This is a genomic window from Phenylobacterium sp. (assembly GCF_016793285.1).
Classification (GTDB): Bacteria; Pseudomonadota; Alphaproteobacteria; order Caulobacterales; family Caulobacteraceae; genus Phenylobacterium.
In genome coordinates this window covers 1-14,232 of sequence record NZ_JAEUMO010000181.1, presented here as the reverse complement: position 1 = coordinate 14,232, position 14,232 = coordinate 1, and the positions used below count along the sequence as shown (strand labels likewise).

Annotated in this window: 14 protein-coding genes; 8 read left to right on the top strand and 6 right to left on the bottom strand. The window is 70.2% G+C overall.

Annotation, left to right across the window (positions count from 1 at the left end):
- Together JNL41_RS15960 and JNL41_RS15955 are read right to left on the bottom strand one after the other, a co-directional pair.
- Window positions 1-1,009, bottom strand: a 1,009-nt coding sequence (locus JNL41_RS15960) for a 2-oxo acid dehydrogenase subunit E2 (protein ID WP_293476639.1), incomplete at its 3' end; no start/stop codon positions are given.
- Window positions 1,006-3,354 carry a transketolase gene (locus tag JNL41_RS15955; RefSeq protein WP_293476637.1) on the bottom strand — a complete coding sequence of 783 codons (2,349 nt, stop codon included), beginning with the start codon at window positions 3,352-3,354 and terminating at the stop codon, window positions 1,006-1,008. The genes JNL41_RS15955 and JNL41_RS15960, both read right to left, overlap by 4 nt.
- Here JNL41_RS15955 and JNL41_RS15950 point away from each other — a divergent pair.
- Complete coding sequence (locus JNL41_RS15950) at window positions 3,353-3,946, top strand: Lrp/AsnC family transcriptional regulator (protein ID WP_293476635.1); 594 nt, start codon at window positions 3,353-3,355, stop codon at window positions 3,944-3,946. The two genes, JNL41_RS15955 and JNL41_RS15950, sit on opposite strands and share 2 nt — an antisense overlap.
- A 110-nt stretch (window positions 3,947-4,056) precedes the next feature.
- Window positions 4,057-4,518, top strand: coding sequence for an Rrf2 family transcriptional regulator (locus tag JNL41_RS15945; protein WP_293476633.1), 462 nt, complete (start codon window positions 4,057-4,059; stop codon window positions 4,516-4,518).
- Between the two features lie 9 nt (window positions 4,519-4,527).
- Here JNL41_RS15945 and JNL41_RS15940 read toward each other — a convergent pair whose 3' ends face one another.
- Window positions 4,528-4,992, bottom strand: a complete 465-nt coding sequence (locus JNL41_RS15940) for a hypothetical protein (RefSeq protein WP_293476631.1) — start codon at window positions 4,990-4,992, stop codon at window positions 4,528-4,530.
- Between the two features lie 126 nt (window positions 4,993-5,118).
- Here JNL41_RS15940 and JNL41_RS15935 point away from each other — a divergent pair, with 126 nt between their 5' ends.
- The 4 genes from JNL41_RS15935 to JNL41_RS15920 are packed head-to-tail and all read left to right on the top strand — an operon-like array spanning window position 5,119 to window position 8,220.
- Window positions 5,119-6,201 carry a multicopper oxidase domain-containing protein gene (locus JNL41_RS15935; protein WP_293476629.1) on the top strand — a complete coding sequence of 361 codons (1,083 nt, stop codon included), beginning with the start codon at window positions 5,119-5,121 and terminating at the stop codon, window positions 6,199-6,201.
- Window positions 6,202-6,211: 10 nt separating this feature from the next.
- On the top strand, window positions 6,212-6,889 hold the full coding sequence (locus JNL41_RS15930) for a cytochrome c (protein WP_293476627.1): 678 nt from the start codon (window positions 6,212-6,214) through the stop codon (window positions 6,887-6,889).
- Entirely contained in the window at window positions 6,886-7,278 is a 393-nt protein-coding gene (locus JNL41_RS15925) for a cytochrome c (protein ID WP_293476625.1), read from the top strand. The genes JNL41_RS15930 and JNL41_RS15925 overlap by 4 nt, the downstream gene beginning before the upstream one ends.
- A gap of 3 nt (window positions 7,279-7,281) precedes the next feature.
- Entirely contained in the window at window positions 7,282-8,220 is a 939-nt protein-coding gene (locus JNL41_RS15920) for a multicopper oxidase domain-containing protein (protein WP_293476623.1), read from the top strand.
- A gap of 78 nt (window positions 8,221-8,298) precedes the next feature.
- Here the strand turns inward: JNL41_RS15920 and JNL41_RS15915 are convergent, their stop codons facing one another.
- Window positions 8,299-9,582 (bottom strand): glycerate kinase, encoded by a 1,284-nt coding sequence (locus JNL41_RS15915; protein ID WP_293476621.1) that lies wholly within the window; start codon window positions 9,580-9,582, stop codon window positions 8,299-8,301.
- Window positions 9,579-10,355 (bottom strand): IclR family transcriptional regulator, encoded by a 777-nt coding sequence (locus JNL41_RS15910; RefSeq protein ID WP_293476619.1) that lies wholly within the window; start codon window positions 10,353-10,355, stop codon window positions 9,579-9,581. The genes JNL41_RS15915 and JNL41_RS15910 overlap by 4 nt, the downstream gene beginning before the upstream one ends.
- A gap of 309 nt (window positions 10,356-10,664) precedes the next feature.
- Between JNL41_RS15910 and JNL41_RS15905 the strand changes: the two genes are divergently transcribed.
- Together JNL41_RS15905 and JNL41_RS15900 are read left to right on the top strand one after the other, a co-directional pair.
- Window positions 10,665-12,281, top strand: coding sequence for an L-lactate permease (locus JNL41_RS15905; RefSeq protein WP_293476617.1), 1,617 nt, complete (start codon window positions 10,665-10,667; stop codon window positions 12,279-12,281).
- Window positions 12,278-13,141, top strand: a complete 864-nt coding sequence (locus JNL41_RS15900) for a hypothetical protein (protein WP_293476615.1) — start codon at window positions 12,278-12,280, stop codon at window positions 13,139-13,141. Before JNL41_RS15905 ends, JNL41_RS15900 begins: the two co-directional genes overlap by 4 nt.
- An 83-nt stretch (window positions 13,142-13,224) precedes the next feature.
- On the opposite strand, the gene JNL41_RS15895 is transcribed toward JNL41_RS15900, so the two are convergent.
- The coding region (locus tag JNL41_RS15895) for a TonB-dependent receptor (protein ID WP_293476613.1) at window positions 13,225-14,232 on the bottom strand (1,008 nt) is incomplete at its 5' end.

Here is a 14,232-nt window from a genome sequence, read left to right as displayed (position 1 = left end):
TCTCCCGCGCCCGGGCCGCCAGGTCCTTGGCCTCGGTGGCGATCTGGGCCAGCCCCTTGGTCTCGGCCCTGCGGATGATCGGCGTGATCAGGCCGCCGGGGATGGCGACCGCCATGGCGATGTCGGCGTGGTGGTGCATCGCGATGCCGTCCGGCGAGTAGGACGCGTTCGCCTCCGGAACCTTCATCAGCGCCATGGCCGCCGCCTTCATGACGATGTCGTTGACGCTGACCTTCACGCCCGACGTCTCGAGCAGGCCGTTGATCCGGGTCCGCGCCGCCAGCAGCGCGTCGATCTCGATGTCGAGGGTCAGCGGGAAGTGCGGCACGTCGCGGAAGCTGTCGGTCATCCGCCGCGCCACGGTCTTCCTCATGCCGTCCAGCGGGATCAGGTCGTAGCTGCCGGGCGCGATGCCCATCTGCTCAAGCGTCTTGTGCTCGCGCGGCGCTGCGGCGGCCGGCGCAGCCGCCGGGGTCGGGGCCCCGGCCTGCGACGCCGCCTGCGGCGAAGCAGGCCGGGCCTTGTCGATGTCGGCCTTCACGATCCGGCCGTGCGGGCCCGAGCCCTGGACGGCGGAGAGGTCGATCCCCTTCTGCTCCGCCAGCCGGCGGGCCAGCGGCGAGGCGAAGACCCGGTTCCCGTCGGCGGCCTTCGCCGGCGCGGGCTTGGGCGCCTCCGCCTTGGCCGGTTCAGGCGCCGGGGCCGGCACGGCCTCAGCTTTCGGGGTTTCCGCCTTCGGCGCTTCCGCCTTCGGCGCGGGGGCGGCGCCGCCCTCCCCGGCCAGCTTGGCGATCGGCGTGTTCACCTTCACGCCCTCCGTCCCCTCCGCGATCAGCAGGTCCTCGACCACGCCCTCGTCGACCGCCTCCACCTCCATCGTCGCCTTATCGGTCTCGATCTCGGCGATCACGTCGCCGGACTTGATCGTGTCGCCCTTCTTGACGTGCCACTTGGCCAGCGTCCCCTCCTCCATGGTGGGCGACAGCGCGGGCATAAGGATCTCCGTCATCCCACGCTCCCGACCAGGGCGGTCGCCGCCGCATCGAGGATCGCCTCCGCATCGAGGCGGTAGGTCCGGTAGAGGTCCGGGATGTCCCCCGACTGACCGAACTGGTGCAGGCCCAGCGGCGAGACGCGGTGACCGACCACGCCGCCCAGCCACGACAGCGTCACGGGCGGCCCGTCGATGACCGTGGCCAGGGCGCCGAGCGGCCGAACATCCGACAGCAGCCTTTCGATGTGCGACACCCGCGGCTCTCCGCGCGCGCGGGCCGCCTGGGCCTGAGTCCAGTCCCGTTCGAGGCGGTCCGGGCTGGTGATGGCCAGCAGTCCCGCGCCGGGCACGTCCTCGCGGATCAGCTCGAACGCCTCCATGGCCTCGGGCGCGACCGCGCCGGCGTAGACCACCGCAAGGTCGGTCCCGGGCGTGGGCGGCGAAAGCCAGTAGGCCCCCTTCAACAGATCCGCGACCTGCGCCTCGCTCAGCTCCCGGTCGGGCTGGTCCAGCGGGCGCGTCGACAGCCGCAGGTAGACCGACTCCCCCTCCGGCGCCTGCAGGTGGGCGAACGCCCATCGCATGACTTCCGCCAGCTCATCGACGAAGGCGGGTTCGAAGTAGGCCAGCCCCGGCTGCGCCATGCCGATCAGCGGCGTGTGGATGGACTGGTGCGCCCCGCCCTCCGGCGCGAGCGACAGTCCCGACGGCGTCGCCACGAGGAGGAACCGGGCGTCCTGATAGCAGGCGTAGTTCAGGGCATCGAGGCCGCGGTTGATGAAGGGATCGTAGATGGTCCCGATCGGGATGAGCCGCTGGCCGAACAGCCTGTCCGAAAGGCCCAGCGCCGCGAGGTTCAAGAACAGGTTGTGCTCGGCGATCCCGAGCTCGATGTGCTGGCCGTCGGGCCGCGCCGCCCAGCGCTGGGGCGATGCGATGACGCTCTCGCGGAAGGTGTCGGATCGCGCGTTCCTGGCGAACAGGCCCCGCTGATTGACGAAGCCCCCCAGGTTCGTCGAGACCGTCACGTCGGGAGACGTCGTCACCAGGGCGTCGGCCAGGGGGCCGCCGGCGCGGGCGAGGTCGTTGAGGATCTTGCCGAACGCCACCTGCGTGGACTGCCGTCCGGCGGGCCGGGGAAACGTCGCGCGATCCGGCGGCGCAATGGCCTCGACGGCAGGCCGCGCGGACTTCGCCGCGAACGGGGTGTCGGCCAGGAACGCGCGGTAGGCGCCGGCGTCCCTCGGCAGACCCGAGAACGGCTCCCACTCCTCGCCGGGGGCCACGCCCATGGTTCGCTGATAGACGTCCATCTGGGCCAGCGTCATCAGGCCCGAGTGGTTGTCCTTGTGGCCCTGGAACGGGAGCCCCACGCCCTTGATCGTGTAGATGATGAACAGGCGCGGACGGTCGTCGCGAACTCCCTGGAAGAGGTCCAGCAGGGCGTCGAGGTCATGCCCGCCGAGGTTGGTCATCAGCGCGCCCAGCGCGGCGTCGTCGCGCCGTGCGAGCAGGTCGGAGACGCCGGGGACGCCGCCGATGTCCGACATGAGCCGCTCGCGCCAGGCTGCGCCGCCCTTGAAGCTGAGGGCGGCGTAGAGGTCGTTGGGCGCCGCCTCGATCCACGACCGGAGCGCTGGGCCGCCCGGCTCGGCGAAGGCTTCCTCCAGCATGCGCCCGTACTTGAGGGTGGCCACTTCCCAGCCGCAGGCGCGGAAGATGTCGTCGAAGCGCTCGAACATGCGGTCCGACGTGGTCGCGTCGAGGCTCTGGCGGTTGTAGTCCACGATCCACCAGCAATTGCGCAGGTCGTGCTTCGCGCCCTCGATGAGGGCCTCGTAGATGTTGCCCTCGTCGAGCTCGGCGTCGCCCAGCAGCGCCACCATCCGGCCCGCCGCCTCGGGCGCCAGGCGACCGTGCGACAACAGGTAGTCCTGCGCCAGCGCCGCGAAGGCCGTGACCGCCACCCCCAGCCCGACGGAGCCGGTCGAGAAGTCGACGCCGTCCTTGTCCTTGGTTCGGGACGGATACGACTGGGCCCCGCCGAGCGCCCGGAACCGCTCGAGCTGTTCGCGCGTCTGCCGGCCGTAGAGATACTGGATCGCGTGAAAGGCCGGGCTCGCATGCGGCTTGACCGCGACCCTGTCTTCCGGGCGCAGGACCCCGAAGTAGAGGGCCGACAGGGTCGTCGCCAGGGACGCCGACGACGCCTGGTGCCCGCCCACCTTCAGGCCGTCGTGACTCTCGCGCAGGTGGTTCGCGGCATGGATCGTCCAGGCGGAGAGCCAATGCACCTTTCGGTCGAGTTCGCGCATCAGCTCGCGATGCTCGTTACCCCGGTGGCGACGGGCCTTGTCCATGGCGTCTCCTTTGAGGCCGTCGTATACGACCTCCGGAGAAGCGAAATTTGCCAAATTCGCTGAGACATTTCCGGCAATTGAGTGCTTTCTCTCCACGATCTCGGAAAAATCGGCTGAAATGCACTCACCCAACGGACTGGATGCCTGCGACAGGCGGATTCTGGCGGCGCTGACCGCGGACTGCCGCGCGAGCCTGCGCGAGATCGGCGAGATCGTGGGGCTGTCCCAGACGCCGCTGCTTCGCCGGATCCGCCGCATGGAGGCGGACGGCGTCATCCTGGGCTACGGCGCGCGGCTCGACGAGGCGGAGCTCGGCCTCGGCATCAGCGTCTTTGTCGCCATCACGCTGTCGACGCAGTCCGAGGACGTCATCGGCGCGTTCGAGCGCGAGATCGTCAAGGCGCCCGAGGTGATGAGCTGCTTCCTGATGACGGGTGGCTCGGACTACCTGCTTCGGGTCGTCGTTCCCTCCCTGCACGTGTACGAGCAGTTCCTGACCCGCACGCTGACGCGCCTGCCCGGCGTCGCGCACATTCAGTCCAGCTTCGCGCTGCGATCGGTCATTCAGCGGACCGCGCCTTCGCTGATCTGAGCCGCCGCCGCGGCGCGGGCGAACCGGGACGCGGGCGTGCGAAGCGCCGGCGGGTCGTGGTAAGATGCGTCGGCGAGGCGCCTTTCGCCTCGCGGCAGCCCGGGTCGAGAATGCGTCTCACGGTCTACACCGACTACGCCCTTCGCGTGCTGATGTACGCCGCGCTGCATCCCGGGCGGCTGACGACGATCAGCGAGATCTCGAGCGCCTACGGCATCTCGCGCAACCATGTGATGAAGGTGGTCTACGAGCTGGGCGTGGCCGGCTACATCGAGACCGTCCGGGGCCAGCAGGGCGGGATCCGGCTCGCGCGGCCGCCGCAGGACATCGTCCTCGGAGAGGTCATCCGGCGCACCGAGCCCGAGACCTCGCTGGTGCCGTGTCTCGCCTCGGGGGGCGGCCGTTGCGTCATCTCGCCGGCCTGCAAGCTCAAGCGCGCGCTGCAGCACGCGACCGGCGCCTTCTTCGCCGTCCTCGACACCTACACCCTGGCCGACCTCACGGAGAACCAGGGGATCCTGAAGGACTTTCTCCAGCGCGAGGCCGCACCCGCGGGGCAAGCGGCCGGCTGAAGCGCCGCCTCAGAGGCCATGCGCCCCGGCCGTCGCGCCCAGGATGGTGATCGCGGCGAGCGCGAAGAGGACCTGATGGAGCCGTTCCATCCGCGCGAAGAGCCGGGGGCCGTCCGGACCGTCGATCGCCCGGTGCAGCCGGCGACGCAGGACCAGCGGCTCGAGGACGAACAGCATCGCCGCGAACGCCAGCCACAACCCCAGCATCGCGTGCATCCACCAGAAATGCGATGACGCGAACCGGGCCCAGAGGTCGAGCTTCGCGACCATGTAGAGCCCGCTGAGGCCGGCGAGCGCGACCGTGATGCGCGCCTGAAACGCGAACCGCTCCTCGAACCGGACGAAGCCGGCCAGCCGCTCCTGCGGCGCACGGGCGCGAAACGACGGAAAGACCACCGTCGTCACGAACCCCACCCCGCCGATCCATACGACGACGGCGAGAACGTGGATCGCACGCGCGACGATCAGATCCATGAGCCCCTTTCCGCAGGTCCGCAGGCTGCCCCGGCGACGTGTGCAGCCAAAGCAGTATCTTGTCTATTGCTTTAAGCTTTGCCGGTTCGTAACATGCCTCTCAGATACTTCATTGAGAGGGCGGGGATGCGAGACCTGTCGAGACGCTCGGCCTTGCTGTCGGGCCTTGGGGCAGCCGCGGCGGCGCCGGCCCTGGCGGACACCGCGCCGGGGCGGCGGACGGCGGCCAAGGCCTCGGGCGGCGCGGCTCAGGCGCACCGGTTCGAGATGAACATCGAAGACACCCGCATCACCCTGGTCGGCGAGCAGACGTTCCACACCTTCGCGTTCGGGGGCCAGGTTCCCGGCCCGCTGTTCCATGTCCGCGAGGGCGACCAGGTCGAGGTCGTGGTCAACAACCTCACCACCCTGCCCCATTCGATCCACTGGCACGGCATCCTGCAGCGGGGCACCTGGCAGATGGACGGCGTGCCGGACATGACCCAGCTCGGCATCCAGCCGGGCGACAGCTTCACCTACCGCTTCGTCGCCGAGCCCGCCGGGACCATGTGGTATCACTGCCACGTCAACGTGAACGAACATGTCGCCACGCGCGGGATGTGGGGACCCTTCATCGTCGAGCCACGCTCGCCGAAGCCGATCGAGAAGCAGGTCACCGGCGACTACATCCTGATGTTCTCGGAGTGGGCCTCGGCATGGGCGGACAAGCCAGGCCAGGGCGGCGTTCCCGGCGACGTGTTCGACTACTTCACCATCAACGGGAAGTCGTTCCCCGACACCCAGCCGATCCGCGTCAAGGAGGGCGACGTCCTGCGCCTGCGGCTCTTCGGCGCCGGGGGCGGATTCCATTCGATCCACATCCACGGGCATGTCTTCCAGATCGCCTTCAAGGACGGCCACGCGCTTCCCGCCCCGATCGACGCCGACACGGTGCTGGTCGGCCCCGGCGAGCGCTACGACATCATCCTTCGCTGCGACAATCCCGGCCGCTGGATGATCCATGACCACATCGATCATCACACCATGAACGGCCACACGCCGCACGGCGGGGTCATGACCGTCATCGAGTACGACGGCGTTCCCCGGGACCAGCCCTACTACCACTGGGCCCACAAGGCGTTCGTCGCCGACTTCTACTACGAGGAGAGCCTGCGCAAGCCGCTGGGGGTCCACCCCAATCCCGGCTTCAAGGGCAAGGCGATCGCCTGAGGAGCCCGCGATGAGACCTGCCGCGATCCTCGCCGCCGCCCTGTCGCTCTTCGCCGCAGGACCGGCCGCCGCCCAGGGCGCCGCGGACCTGAAGGGTCAGTGCGGCGGGTGCCACGCGCTCGAGAAGCCCGCCGACCCGACGGTGGCGCGCCTGTGGAGCCGCAAGGGCCCCGACCTCTGGTACGCCGGCGCGAAGTTCAACCGCGACTGGCTGGTGGCATGGCTGCAGAAGCCGACGCCGATCCGTCCCGGCGGCGTCCTGTGGTTCGCCCACGCCAAGGCGGGAGAGCCGCGCGACACCCTCGATACGGCCGGCGTGCCGCCCCACCCTGCCGTCGACGCGGCGGCGGCCGCCCGCCTCGCGGACGCCCTGATGGCCCTGAAGGGCGACGGCGTCGTGGCGCCGGGGGCCTTCAAGGCCGAGGGCGCAAACCTCACCATGGGCAAGATGGCGTTCAGCAAGCTGCGCGGCTGCGTCGCCTGCCACCAGGAGAAGCCGGGCGAAGGCGGCCTTTCCGGTCCGCGGCTCTATGACGGCGGCCAACGGCTGCAGCCCGACTACGTGCTGGCCTACACCAAGGATCCGCAGGCGTTCGACCGCTTCGTCTGGATGCCGCGCCTGGGCCTGTCCGAGCCGGACCTGCAACGGATCACCGCCTACATCGCATCCCTGAAGGCCGGACAATGATCAGGATCAGCCTCGCCCTCGGCGCGATCGCCGCCGTCGCGGTCGTGTTCGCCGCCCAGGCCGCCTCGGCGGAGGACGACCCGAAGTTCAAGGACACCGCGCGCCTCTACGACACCTATTGCGCCCAGTGCCACGGCCTGAACCGCAACGGCAAGGGCGTCAACACGGTGGGGCTTTCCGTCCAGCCCCGGGACCACAGCGACGCGGCCGCCATGGCCTCGCTCCCGCGGGATCAGATGGTGCGGGCGATCCGCGACGGCGGCGCTTCCGTCAACAAGTCGGCGCTGATGCCGCCTTGGTCCTCCGTCTTCACGGACGCCCAGATCGAGCAGATGGCCGACTACCTCGGCCACGTCTGCAAGTGCGGCAAAACCAACCAGGAGAAATGAACTATGGGGGCTTCAAGCTTCAGGAGAGCGGCCTCGATCACCGCTTCGATCCTCGCGGTCATGGCGGCGTTTCCGGCGCTGGCGAAGGACGTGAACCTTCACCTGACCGCCAAGGAAGTGAACCTTCCGATCGACAACAAGGGCACGATGCAGGCGTCCTGGACCTATGAAGGGCAGACTCCCGGCCCCTTGCTGCGCATCACCGAGGGCGACCGCGTCAACATCACCCTGACCAACGACCCGAACAACAAGAACTCGCACTCCATCGACCTGCACGCCGCGCGCGTCGACGTGGTCAAGGACTTCGAGTCCATCAAGCCGGGCGAGACCAAGACCTTCAGCTTCATCGCGAACTATCCGGGCGCCTTCTACTACCACTGCGGCGCGGACCCGATGTATCAGCACATCGCACGCGGCATGTTCGGGATGATCCTGGTGGACCCCAAGGACGCCAAGGCCCTGCCCAAGGCCGACCGCGAGTACGTCCTCGTCCAGTCCGAGGTCTACAACAACCCGGACGACACGCACTCCATCATGAAGAGCGACTGGAAGCACGTCGTCTTCAACGGCGTCGCCTTCAAGTACGACCCGGTCCACGACGCGGCCGCCACCAAGATGCTGGTCGCCAAGCCGGGCGAGCGGGTACGGGTCTACTTCGTGAACGCCGGCCCGAACGAATTCTCCTCGTTCCATCCCATCGCCGGCATCTGGGACGCGGTCTATCCCAGCGGCAATCCGAAGAACAAGCAGTCGGGCCTGCAGAGCTTCGTCGTCGGGCCGGGCGACGGGGCGACCTTCGACCTGATCTCGCCGGTCGCCGGTGCGAACGTGATCGTCGACCACGCCATGCCGCACGCCCACACGGGGGCGATGGCCGTGATCATGTTCTCCGACGACGCCGACCCGGCCATGGGCCGTGGTGAGAACATCCTCGTCCGGTAAGGGCCGTTCATCCCCTTGGCCCGCCGGCGACGGGCCGTCCCACGCAGCGCGCGGGGCGGCCCGGCCGCGGGGCCGGGGTCACGCGGCGCCCGGAGCCACCAGGATCGCGCGGAAGTCGTTGACGTTGGTGTGCGTCGGCCCGGTGACGAGGAGATCGCCGAGCGCCTCGAAGAAGCCGCCGCTGTCGTGACCATCGAGGTGCGTCGAGGCGCTGAGGCCCGCCGCGTTGGCGCGGGCGAGCGTGTCGGGCGCGATCACGGCGCCGGCCGCGCCGCCGCTGGCGCCGTCCTCGCCGTCGGTGTCGGCCGCCAGGGCCCAGACCCCCGGAGTCCGTTGCAGGGCAAGCGCCAGGGACAGGGCGAACTCGGTGTTGCGGCCGCCCCGCCCGGCGCGCTTGCCGGTCAAGGTGACCGTCGTCTCGCCGCCCGAGAGGAGCACCCGCGCATGCGCCGCCGGACGGCGGGCGCACGAGGCCATCTGCTCGCCCAGCACCCGGCTCTCGCCTTCCAGGTCGTCGCCCAGCAGCTCGACCTCCAGGCCGGCGGCGCGGGCCACCCGGGCCGCGGCCTCCAGGCAGCCGCGCGGCGTGGAGATCAGGCGCACGTCGGGCTCGGGCTGCTCAGGCTGGGGCGCCGGCGGCTCGACAAGGCGGCGGTAGGCGGCCTCGCTGATGTGGGGCTTCAGCTTCATGGCGAAGCTGCGCAGGTCGCGGCGGGCGTCGGGATCGGGGATCGTCGGGCCCGAGGCGATGGCGGCGGCGTCGTCGCCAGGGATGTCGCTGATCGCCAGCGTGACGACCCGCGCGGGCTGCGCCGCGGCCGCGAGGCGGCCGCCCTTCACGCCGGACAGGCGGCGGCGGATCGCGTTCATCGAGCGGATGTCGAGGCCCGAGGCCAGGAGCGCGCGGTTGAGCGCCTGCTTGTCCGCCAGGGTGAGGCCGGGCGCCGGGAGCGTCATCACCGACGAGCCGCCGCCGGAGATCAGCGCCAGCACGAGGTCGTCCGGCGTGAGCCCGGCGACCAGGTCCAGCATCTCGCGCGCCGCCAGCTCGCTGTTGGCGTCGGGCACCGGATGGGCGGCCTCACGCACGGCGATGCGGCCGGCCGGCAGGGCGTAGCCATATGGGGTCACCACCGCGCCGCCGAGCGGCACGTCGGGCCAGGCGGCGTCGACGGCGGCAGCCATGGCGGCGGCGGCCTTGCCGGCGCCGACGATCACGCAGCGCCCCTTGGGCGGCTCGGGCAGGTGTGCGGCCAGCACCTTGCCCGGATCGGCAGCGCCGACGGCGGCGTCGAACATCCGGCGCAGCACAGCGCGGGCCGCAGCGTCGGTCCAGGTGTCCGTGCGATCGTCAACGGTCATGCCGCGACCGCCAGACCGAAACCCTCGCCCAGCCGGCGCGCCGAGACCTGGACCATGGCGCCCAGGGCGGGCAGCCGCGCGTCGCAGACCTGCAGCGGCGAACCGCAGACGCCGATGGCGGCGCGCACACGGCCGCGGCGGTCGATCACGGGCGCCGCCAGGCAACGCAGCGCAGGATCGAGGCCGGGATCGTCGACGGCGTAGCCCCGCCGGCGGATCACCTGCAGCTCATGCCGCAGGCGCTGCGGCTCGACCGAGGCGGGGAGCGACGCGCAGAGGTCGGCCTCGTCCCAGCAGGACAGGATCGCCTTGCCGGCGGCGGTCGTGTGCATGTCGAGCCGGTCGCCGGGACACGCCAGCGACGGGTCGCCGGCGGTTCGCTGCGCGTGGCCGACGTAGTGGACCTCCCGTCCGGCGGGCGTGACCACGAACGCGGTGACCTGTGCGCCGCGCGCGAGCGCCTGCAGCAGGGGCCGCGCCAGTCGGGCGACATCGCGCGTGGGGCCGGCCGACGCCCCCACCGCGATCGCACGGAGACCGACCATCCATCGGCTCGTCGAGGTGTTGAACGCCACATAGCTCATGCTCTGCATCGTCGTGAGCAGACGGTGCGCCGTGGATCGCGGGAGTTCGGCCCGGGCGGCCACCTCGGTCAGGGTGAGCCCGTCCTCGCGCTCGGCGATCTCGTCCAGCAGGCCCAGCGCCCGCACCAGGGACTGGACGCAGCCGCCGCGCCCCTCGGACGCGCGCTCCGTCGTATCGAGATGCGCCACAGTACCCTCCCTCGGCCCTTCGACACCCGCTCGCGCGTCGTCGCCATATTTGGATAATCTTTTTTACCAGATAGGACAATGGCGAGCTTCGATCTCCGACGAGTACGCTGCGTCGCGCGCCACTTGCGTCGGCGCCGTCGGCGGGCGGACGTGCCGTCCCCTCAGAGCGCCATGGAGCCGCGGTGTGGATAGGGAAGCCTAAGAGGTGGTCCGCATATATGGATAACTTTACTGACCAATTGAAACGGCCCTCCGCATCGGCTATCCAAACGAGCAGCGGCGATCGACGCACGCGCACGAGGGGGAAGCATGTTTCACCAGCTGGTCACGCCGGTCGCCGGCAACCTGGCGCTCTCCTTCCTGGTCGCCGCCGGGCCGATCGCGGTCGTTCTGGTGCTTCTGGGCATCCTGCGCCGCCCGGCCTGGCAGGCGTCGGTCGCCGGCCTCGCGGTCGCCCTCGTCCTCGCGTGCGCGGTCTGGCAGCTTCCGGTGGGCCTGGCGGTGAGCAGCATCGCCGCCGGCGCGACCTTCGCCGCCTGGCCGGTGATGTGGATCGTCCTGAACGCCCTGCTCCTCTACAACATCGCCGTCGCCTCGGGCCGGTTCGAGGCCTTTCGCGCCTGGATGGTCGAACACCTTCCCAACGATCGCCGTGTCGTGCTGGTGGTCATCGGGTTCTCGTTCGGCTGCCTGCTCGAGGGCATCTCAGGGTTTGGAACGCCGATCGCCATCACCAGCGCCCTGCTCATCGCGCTGGGCTTCCGCGCGATCGACGCCGTGGTCTTCACCCTGATGTTCAACACCGCGCCGGTGGCCTTCGGCGCGCTCGGGTCGCCCATCACCACGCTCGGCGCGGTGACCCAACTGCACGACGCGACCCTGGGGGCGATGGTCGGCCGCCAGTTGCCGATCATCGCGCTGCTGCTGCCCTTCTACGTCATCGCGATCTATGGCGGCCTGCGGGCGCTGAAAGGCGTGTGGCCGGTCCTGCTCGTCGCCGGCGGCTCGTTCGCGCTGATGCAGTTCCTGTCGTCCAACTTCCTGGGCTACGCCCTGACCGACGTGCTGTCCTCGCTCGCATCCCTGGGCTCGACCCTGGTCTTCGTGAAGGTCTGGCGGACGGCCCCCGATCCGGAATTCGCGCTGCGCCCCGTCGCGCTCGAAGGCGAGGCCGCGCCGGCCCGGAGCGCGAGCGCCCTCTCCGGCTGGCAGGGCTGGCTGCCCTGGGTGATCCTGTCGGTCACCGTCATCGTCTGGGTCCACTTCAAGGTGAACCTGATCGGCGAGCAGAAGATCCCCTGGCCCGGCCTGCACAACCAGGTGTTCATCACCACCTACGGCAAGCCCTACGCGGCCATCTGGACGTTCCAGCCGCTGGCCACCGGCACCGCCATCCTGGTCGCGACCCTGGTCACGGCCCTCGTCGTGCGGCTCACGTTCTCGCAGCTTGCCGGCGCCGTGGCGGGCACGCTGCGCCAGATCCGCCTGCCGCTGGCCACCACGATGACCATCGTCGGGCTCGCCTACCTGATGAACTACTCGGGCATGGCCTATACGCTGGGGGTCGGCGTGGCCTCCGTGGGCTTCCTCTTCCCGCTGGTCTCGGCCTTCCTCGGCTGGCTGGCCGTCTTCCTGTCGGGCAGCGACACCTCGGGCAACGCGCTCTTCGGCAACCTCCAGGTCGTGGCCGCGCGGCAGCTCGACCTCAGTCCGGTGCTGATGGCGGCGACCAACGCCTCGGGCGGCGTCCTGGGCAAGATGATCTCGCCGCAGAACATCTCCACCGGCACCGCCACGACCGACCTCAAGGGCCAGGAGGGCGCGATCCTCGCGCGCACCTTCAAGCACAGCATCTTCCTCACCCTGCTGCTGGGCCTGATCGTGATGGCGCAGCAGTATCTCTTCCCCGGCGTGATCCCGGGATGAGCGCGCCCCGCTTCGGCGCCGCCGCCGCGGCCCTGGCCATCGCCGGCGGCCTGGTGTCGTGCGCCACGCCCCAGACCCCCGAGGCGGCCTACCTGAGGGGGTTCGACCAGGCCGAGGCCGCCGCCCGGCCCTTCGCGCCGGTGACCGACACCCTGCCCTCCATGACGCTGGACGAGGCCTACGGCCTGCAGCGCCGGCTGATCGCGCGCCGCGTCTCGCGCGGCGACCGCGTCGCGGGCTGGAAGGGCGGTCTGATGTCGGCCGCGTCGCTGAAGGCGCGCAATGTCACCGCGCCGCTGGTGGGCGCGATGTTCGCCTCCGGCCGCACGCAGAGCGGCGACACGATCTCGCTCTGCAGCTATCGCAAGGCGTCCTTCGAGATGAAGCTGGGCTTCGTGTTCCGCGAAGCGGTCCGAACGCCGCCCGCCGACGTGGCGGCCCTGTCGCGCAGCGTCTCCGACGTGCTGCCCGTCGTGGACCTGCCCGACATCGGCTACCGGGATCCGGACAGGTACGGCGCCGTCGACATGGTCGCCGCCAACGTCTCCGCCGCCCGCTATGTGCGGGGCGATGGCCGCCCGGGCGCGGGTCTCGACCTCGACGGCCTGAGGGTCGCCATGACCCGCGACGGCCAGCCGCTCACCAGCGGGCTCGGCCGCGAGTCGCTCGGGGGCCAGTGGGAGAGCCTGCTCGCCGTGGTGCGCCAGCTTCACGCCTCAGGGCGGAGCATCGCGCCGGGCGACGTCGTCATCACCGGCAAGATCGGCGACCGCGGCTGGCTGCCGCCCGGCGCCTATGCGGCCGACTACGGGCCCCTCGGGACGGTCCGCTTCGCCGTCCGCGCCTGCCCGACGCCGTAAGGCCTCTCCGCACGGGGACGACAGGCGAGGTCCGGGGGTTGCGAACCCGGACCCGCCCGTTCGGCTCGCCCCGACTGGCCAGGCTAGAAGCGCGCCCGGACGCCGAGCGTGTAGTAGCGGCCGATCACATCGTAGACGTTGCGCGACGTGGGGATGTTCAGGCCCGGCACCGGGCTGATCAGGAACAGCCGGCCCTTCTGGTCGAAGAGGTTGTTGACCGTCAGGTAGATGTCGGTGTCGGCGCCCAGGGTCTTCGGAGAGTAGGTGACGTTGAGGTCGGTGTAGAAGGTCGCCTTCACGCGGTTGTCGTCCCAGACGAACTGCGCCGACTTGTCGAAGGCGCCGATGTAGCGCTCCTGCACGCTCGCCGCGAGGTCGCCGCGCTTGTAGCCGACCTCGAGGTTGCCGCGCCACTTGGGCATGGGCAGCGGGTAGAAGCCCTGGATGAAATCGGAGTTGCCGGCGTACTGGCGCACCGGCGACTGCGGCGAATTCTGCTGCTTGTAGTCCAGCAGCCGGGTCCCGAGCAGATGGACGCTCACGGAACCGTCCAGCAGATCGCCCCGCCAGCTCGCCTCGAAGTCGATGCCGGCCGTCTTCACGCGCGCCAGGTTCAGGTTCTGCAGCCGGATCTCGGTGGGGAAGTTCGCGGCCGAGCGGTCGCTGAACGGCAGCGGCCGGATGATCTGCGCGCAGAGCTCGCTCGTGCCGTTGCTGGCCTCGCAGAGGTCGTCCATCTGGATGTAGGTGAAGGGCTGGGCGATCGCCTCGTCGATCTTGATCCGGTAGTAGTCGATCGACGCCTGGAAGCCGGCCAGCATGGCGGGCGCGAAGACCGCGCCGACCGTGAAGGTGTCGGCCTTCTCGGGCTTGAGGCCCAGGTTGCCCGACGAGATCACGTTGACCGTGCGCGACAGGCCGGTGTGCAGGTCGGTCAGGGGGCTGGTGGTCTGCTGCTTGCCCGCGAACAGCTCGAACAGCGAGGGCGCGCGGATATCCCGCGAGAGCGTGCCGCGGATCCGCAGGTCGGGCACGGGCTTGTAGCTGCCGCCGACCTTCCAGGTCGTGACCGCGCCCGAGGTGCTGTAGTG

What these genes read in the sequence shown, in the direction of transcription:
- JNL41_RS15915 (WP_293476621.1), bottom strand. Translation starts at nt 9,582, where the DNA reads ATGACCGTTGACGATCGCACGGACACCTGGACCGACGCTGCGGCCCGC.
- JNL41_RS15900 (WP_293476615.1), top strand. Translation starts at nt 12,278, where the DNA reads ATGAGCGCGCCCCGCTTCGGCGCCGCCGCCGCGGCCCTGGCCATCGCC.
- JNL41_RS15950 (WP_293476635.1), top strand. Translation starts at nt 3,353, where the DNA reads ATGGCGTCTCCTTTGAGGCCGTCGTATACGACCTCCGGAGAAGCGAAA.
- JNL41_RS15955 (WP_293476637.1), bottom strand. Translation starts at nt 3,354, where the DNA reads ATGGACAAGGCCCGTCGCCACCGGGGTAACGAGCATCGCGAGCTGATG.
- JNL41_RS15940 (WP_293476631.1), bottom strand. Translation starts at nt 4,992, where the DNA reads ATGGATCTGATCGTCGCGCGTGCGATCCACGTTCTCGCCGTCGTCGTA.
- JNL41_RS15920 (WP_293476623.1), top strand. Translation starts at nt 7,282, where the DNA reads ATGGGGGCTTCAAGCTTCAGGAGAGCGGCCTCGATCACCGCTTCGATC.
- JNL41_RS15930 (WP_293476627.1), top strand. Translation starts at nt 6,212, where the DNA reads ATGAGACCTGCCGCGATCCTCGCCGCCGCCCTGTCGCTCTTCGCCGCA.
- JNL41_RS15935 (WP_293476629.1), top strand. Translation starts at nt 5,119, where the DNA reads ATGCGAGACCTGTCGAGACGCTCGGCCTTGCTGTCGGGCCTTGGGGCA.
- JNL41_RS15925 (WP_293476625.1), top strand. Translation starts at nt 6,886, where the DNA reads ATGATCAGGATCAGCCTCGCCCTCGGCGCGATCGCCGCCGTCGCGGTC.
- JNL41_RS15905 (WP_293476617.1), top strand. Translation starts at nt 10,665, where the DNA reads ATGTTTCACCAGCTGGTCACGCCGGTCGCCGGCAACCTGGCGCTCTCC.
- JNL41_RS15945 (WP_293476633.1), top strand. Translation starts at nt 4,057, where the DNA reads ATGCGTCTCACGGTCTACACCGACTACGCCCTTCGCGTGCTGATGTAC.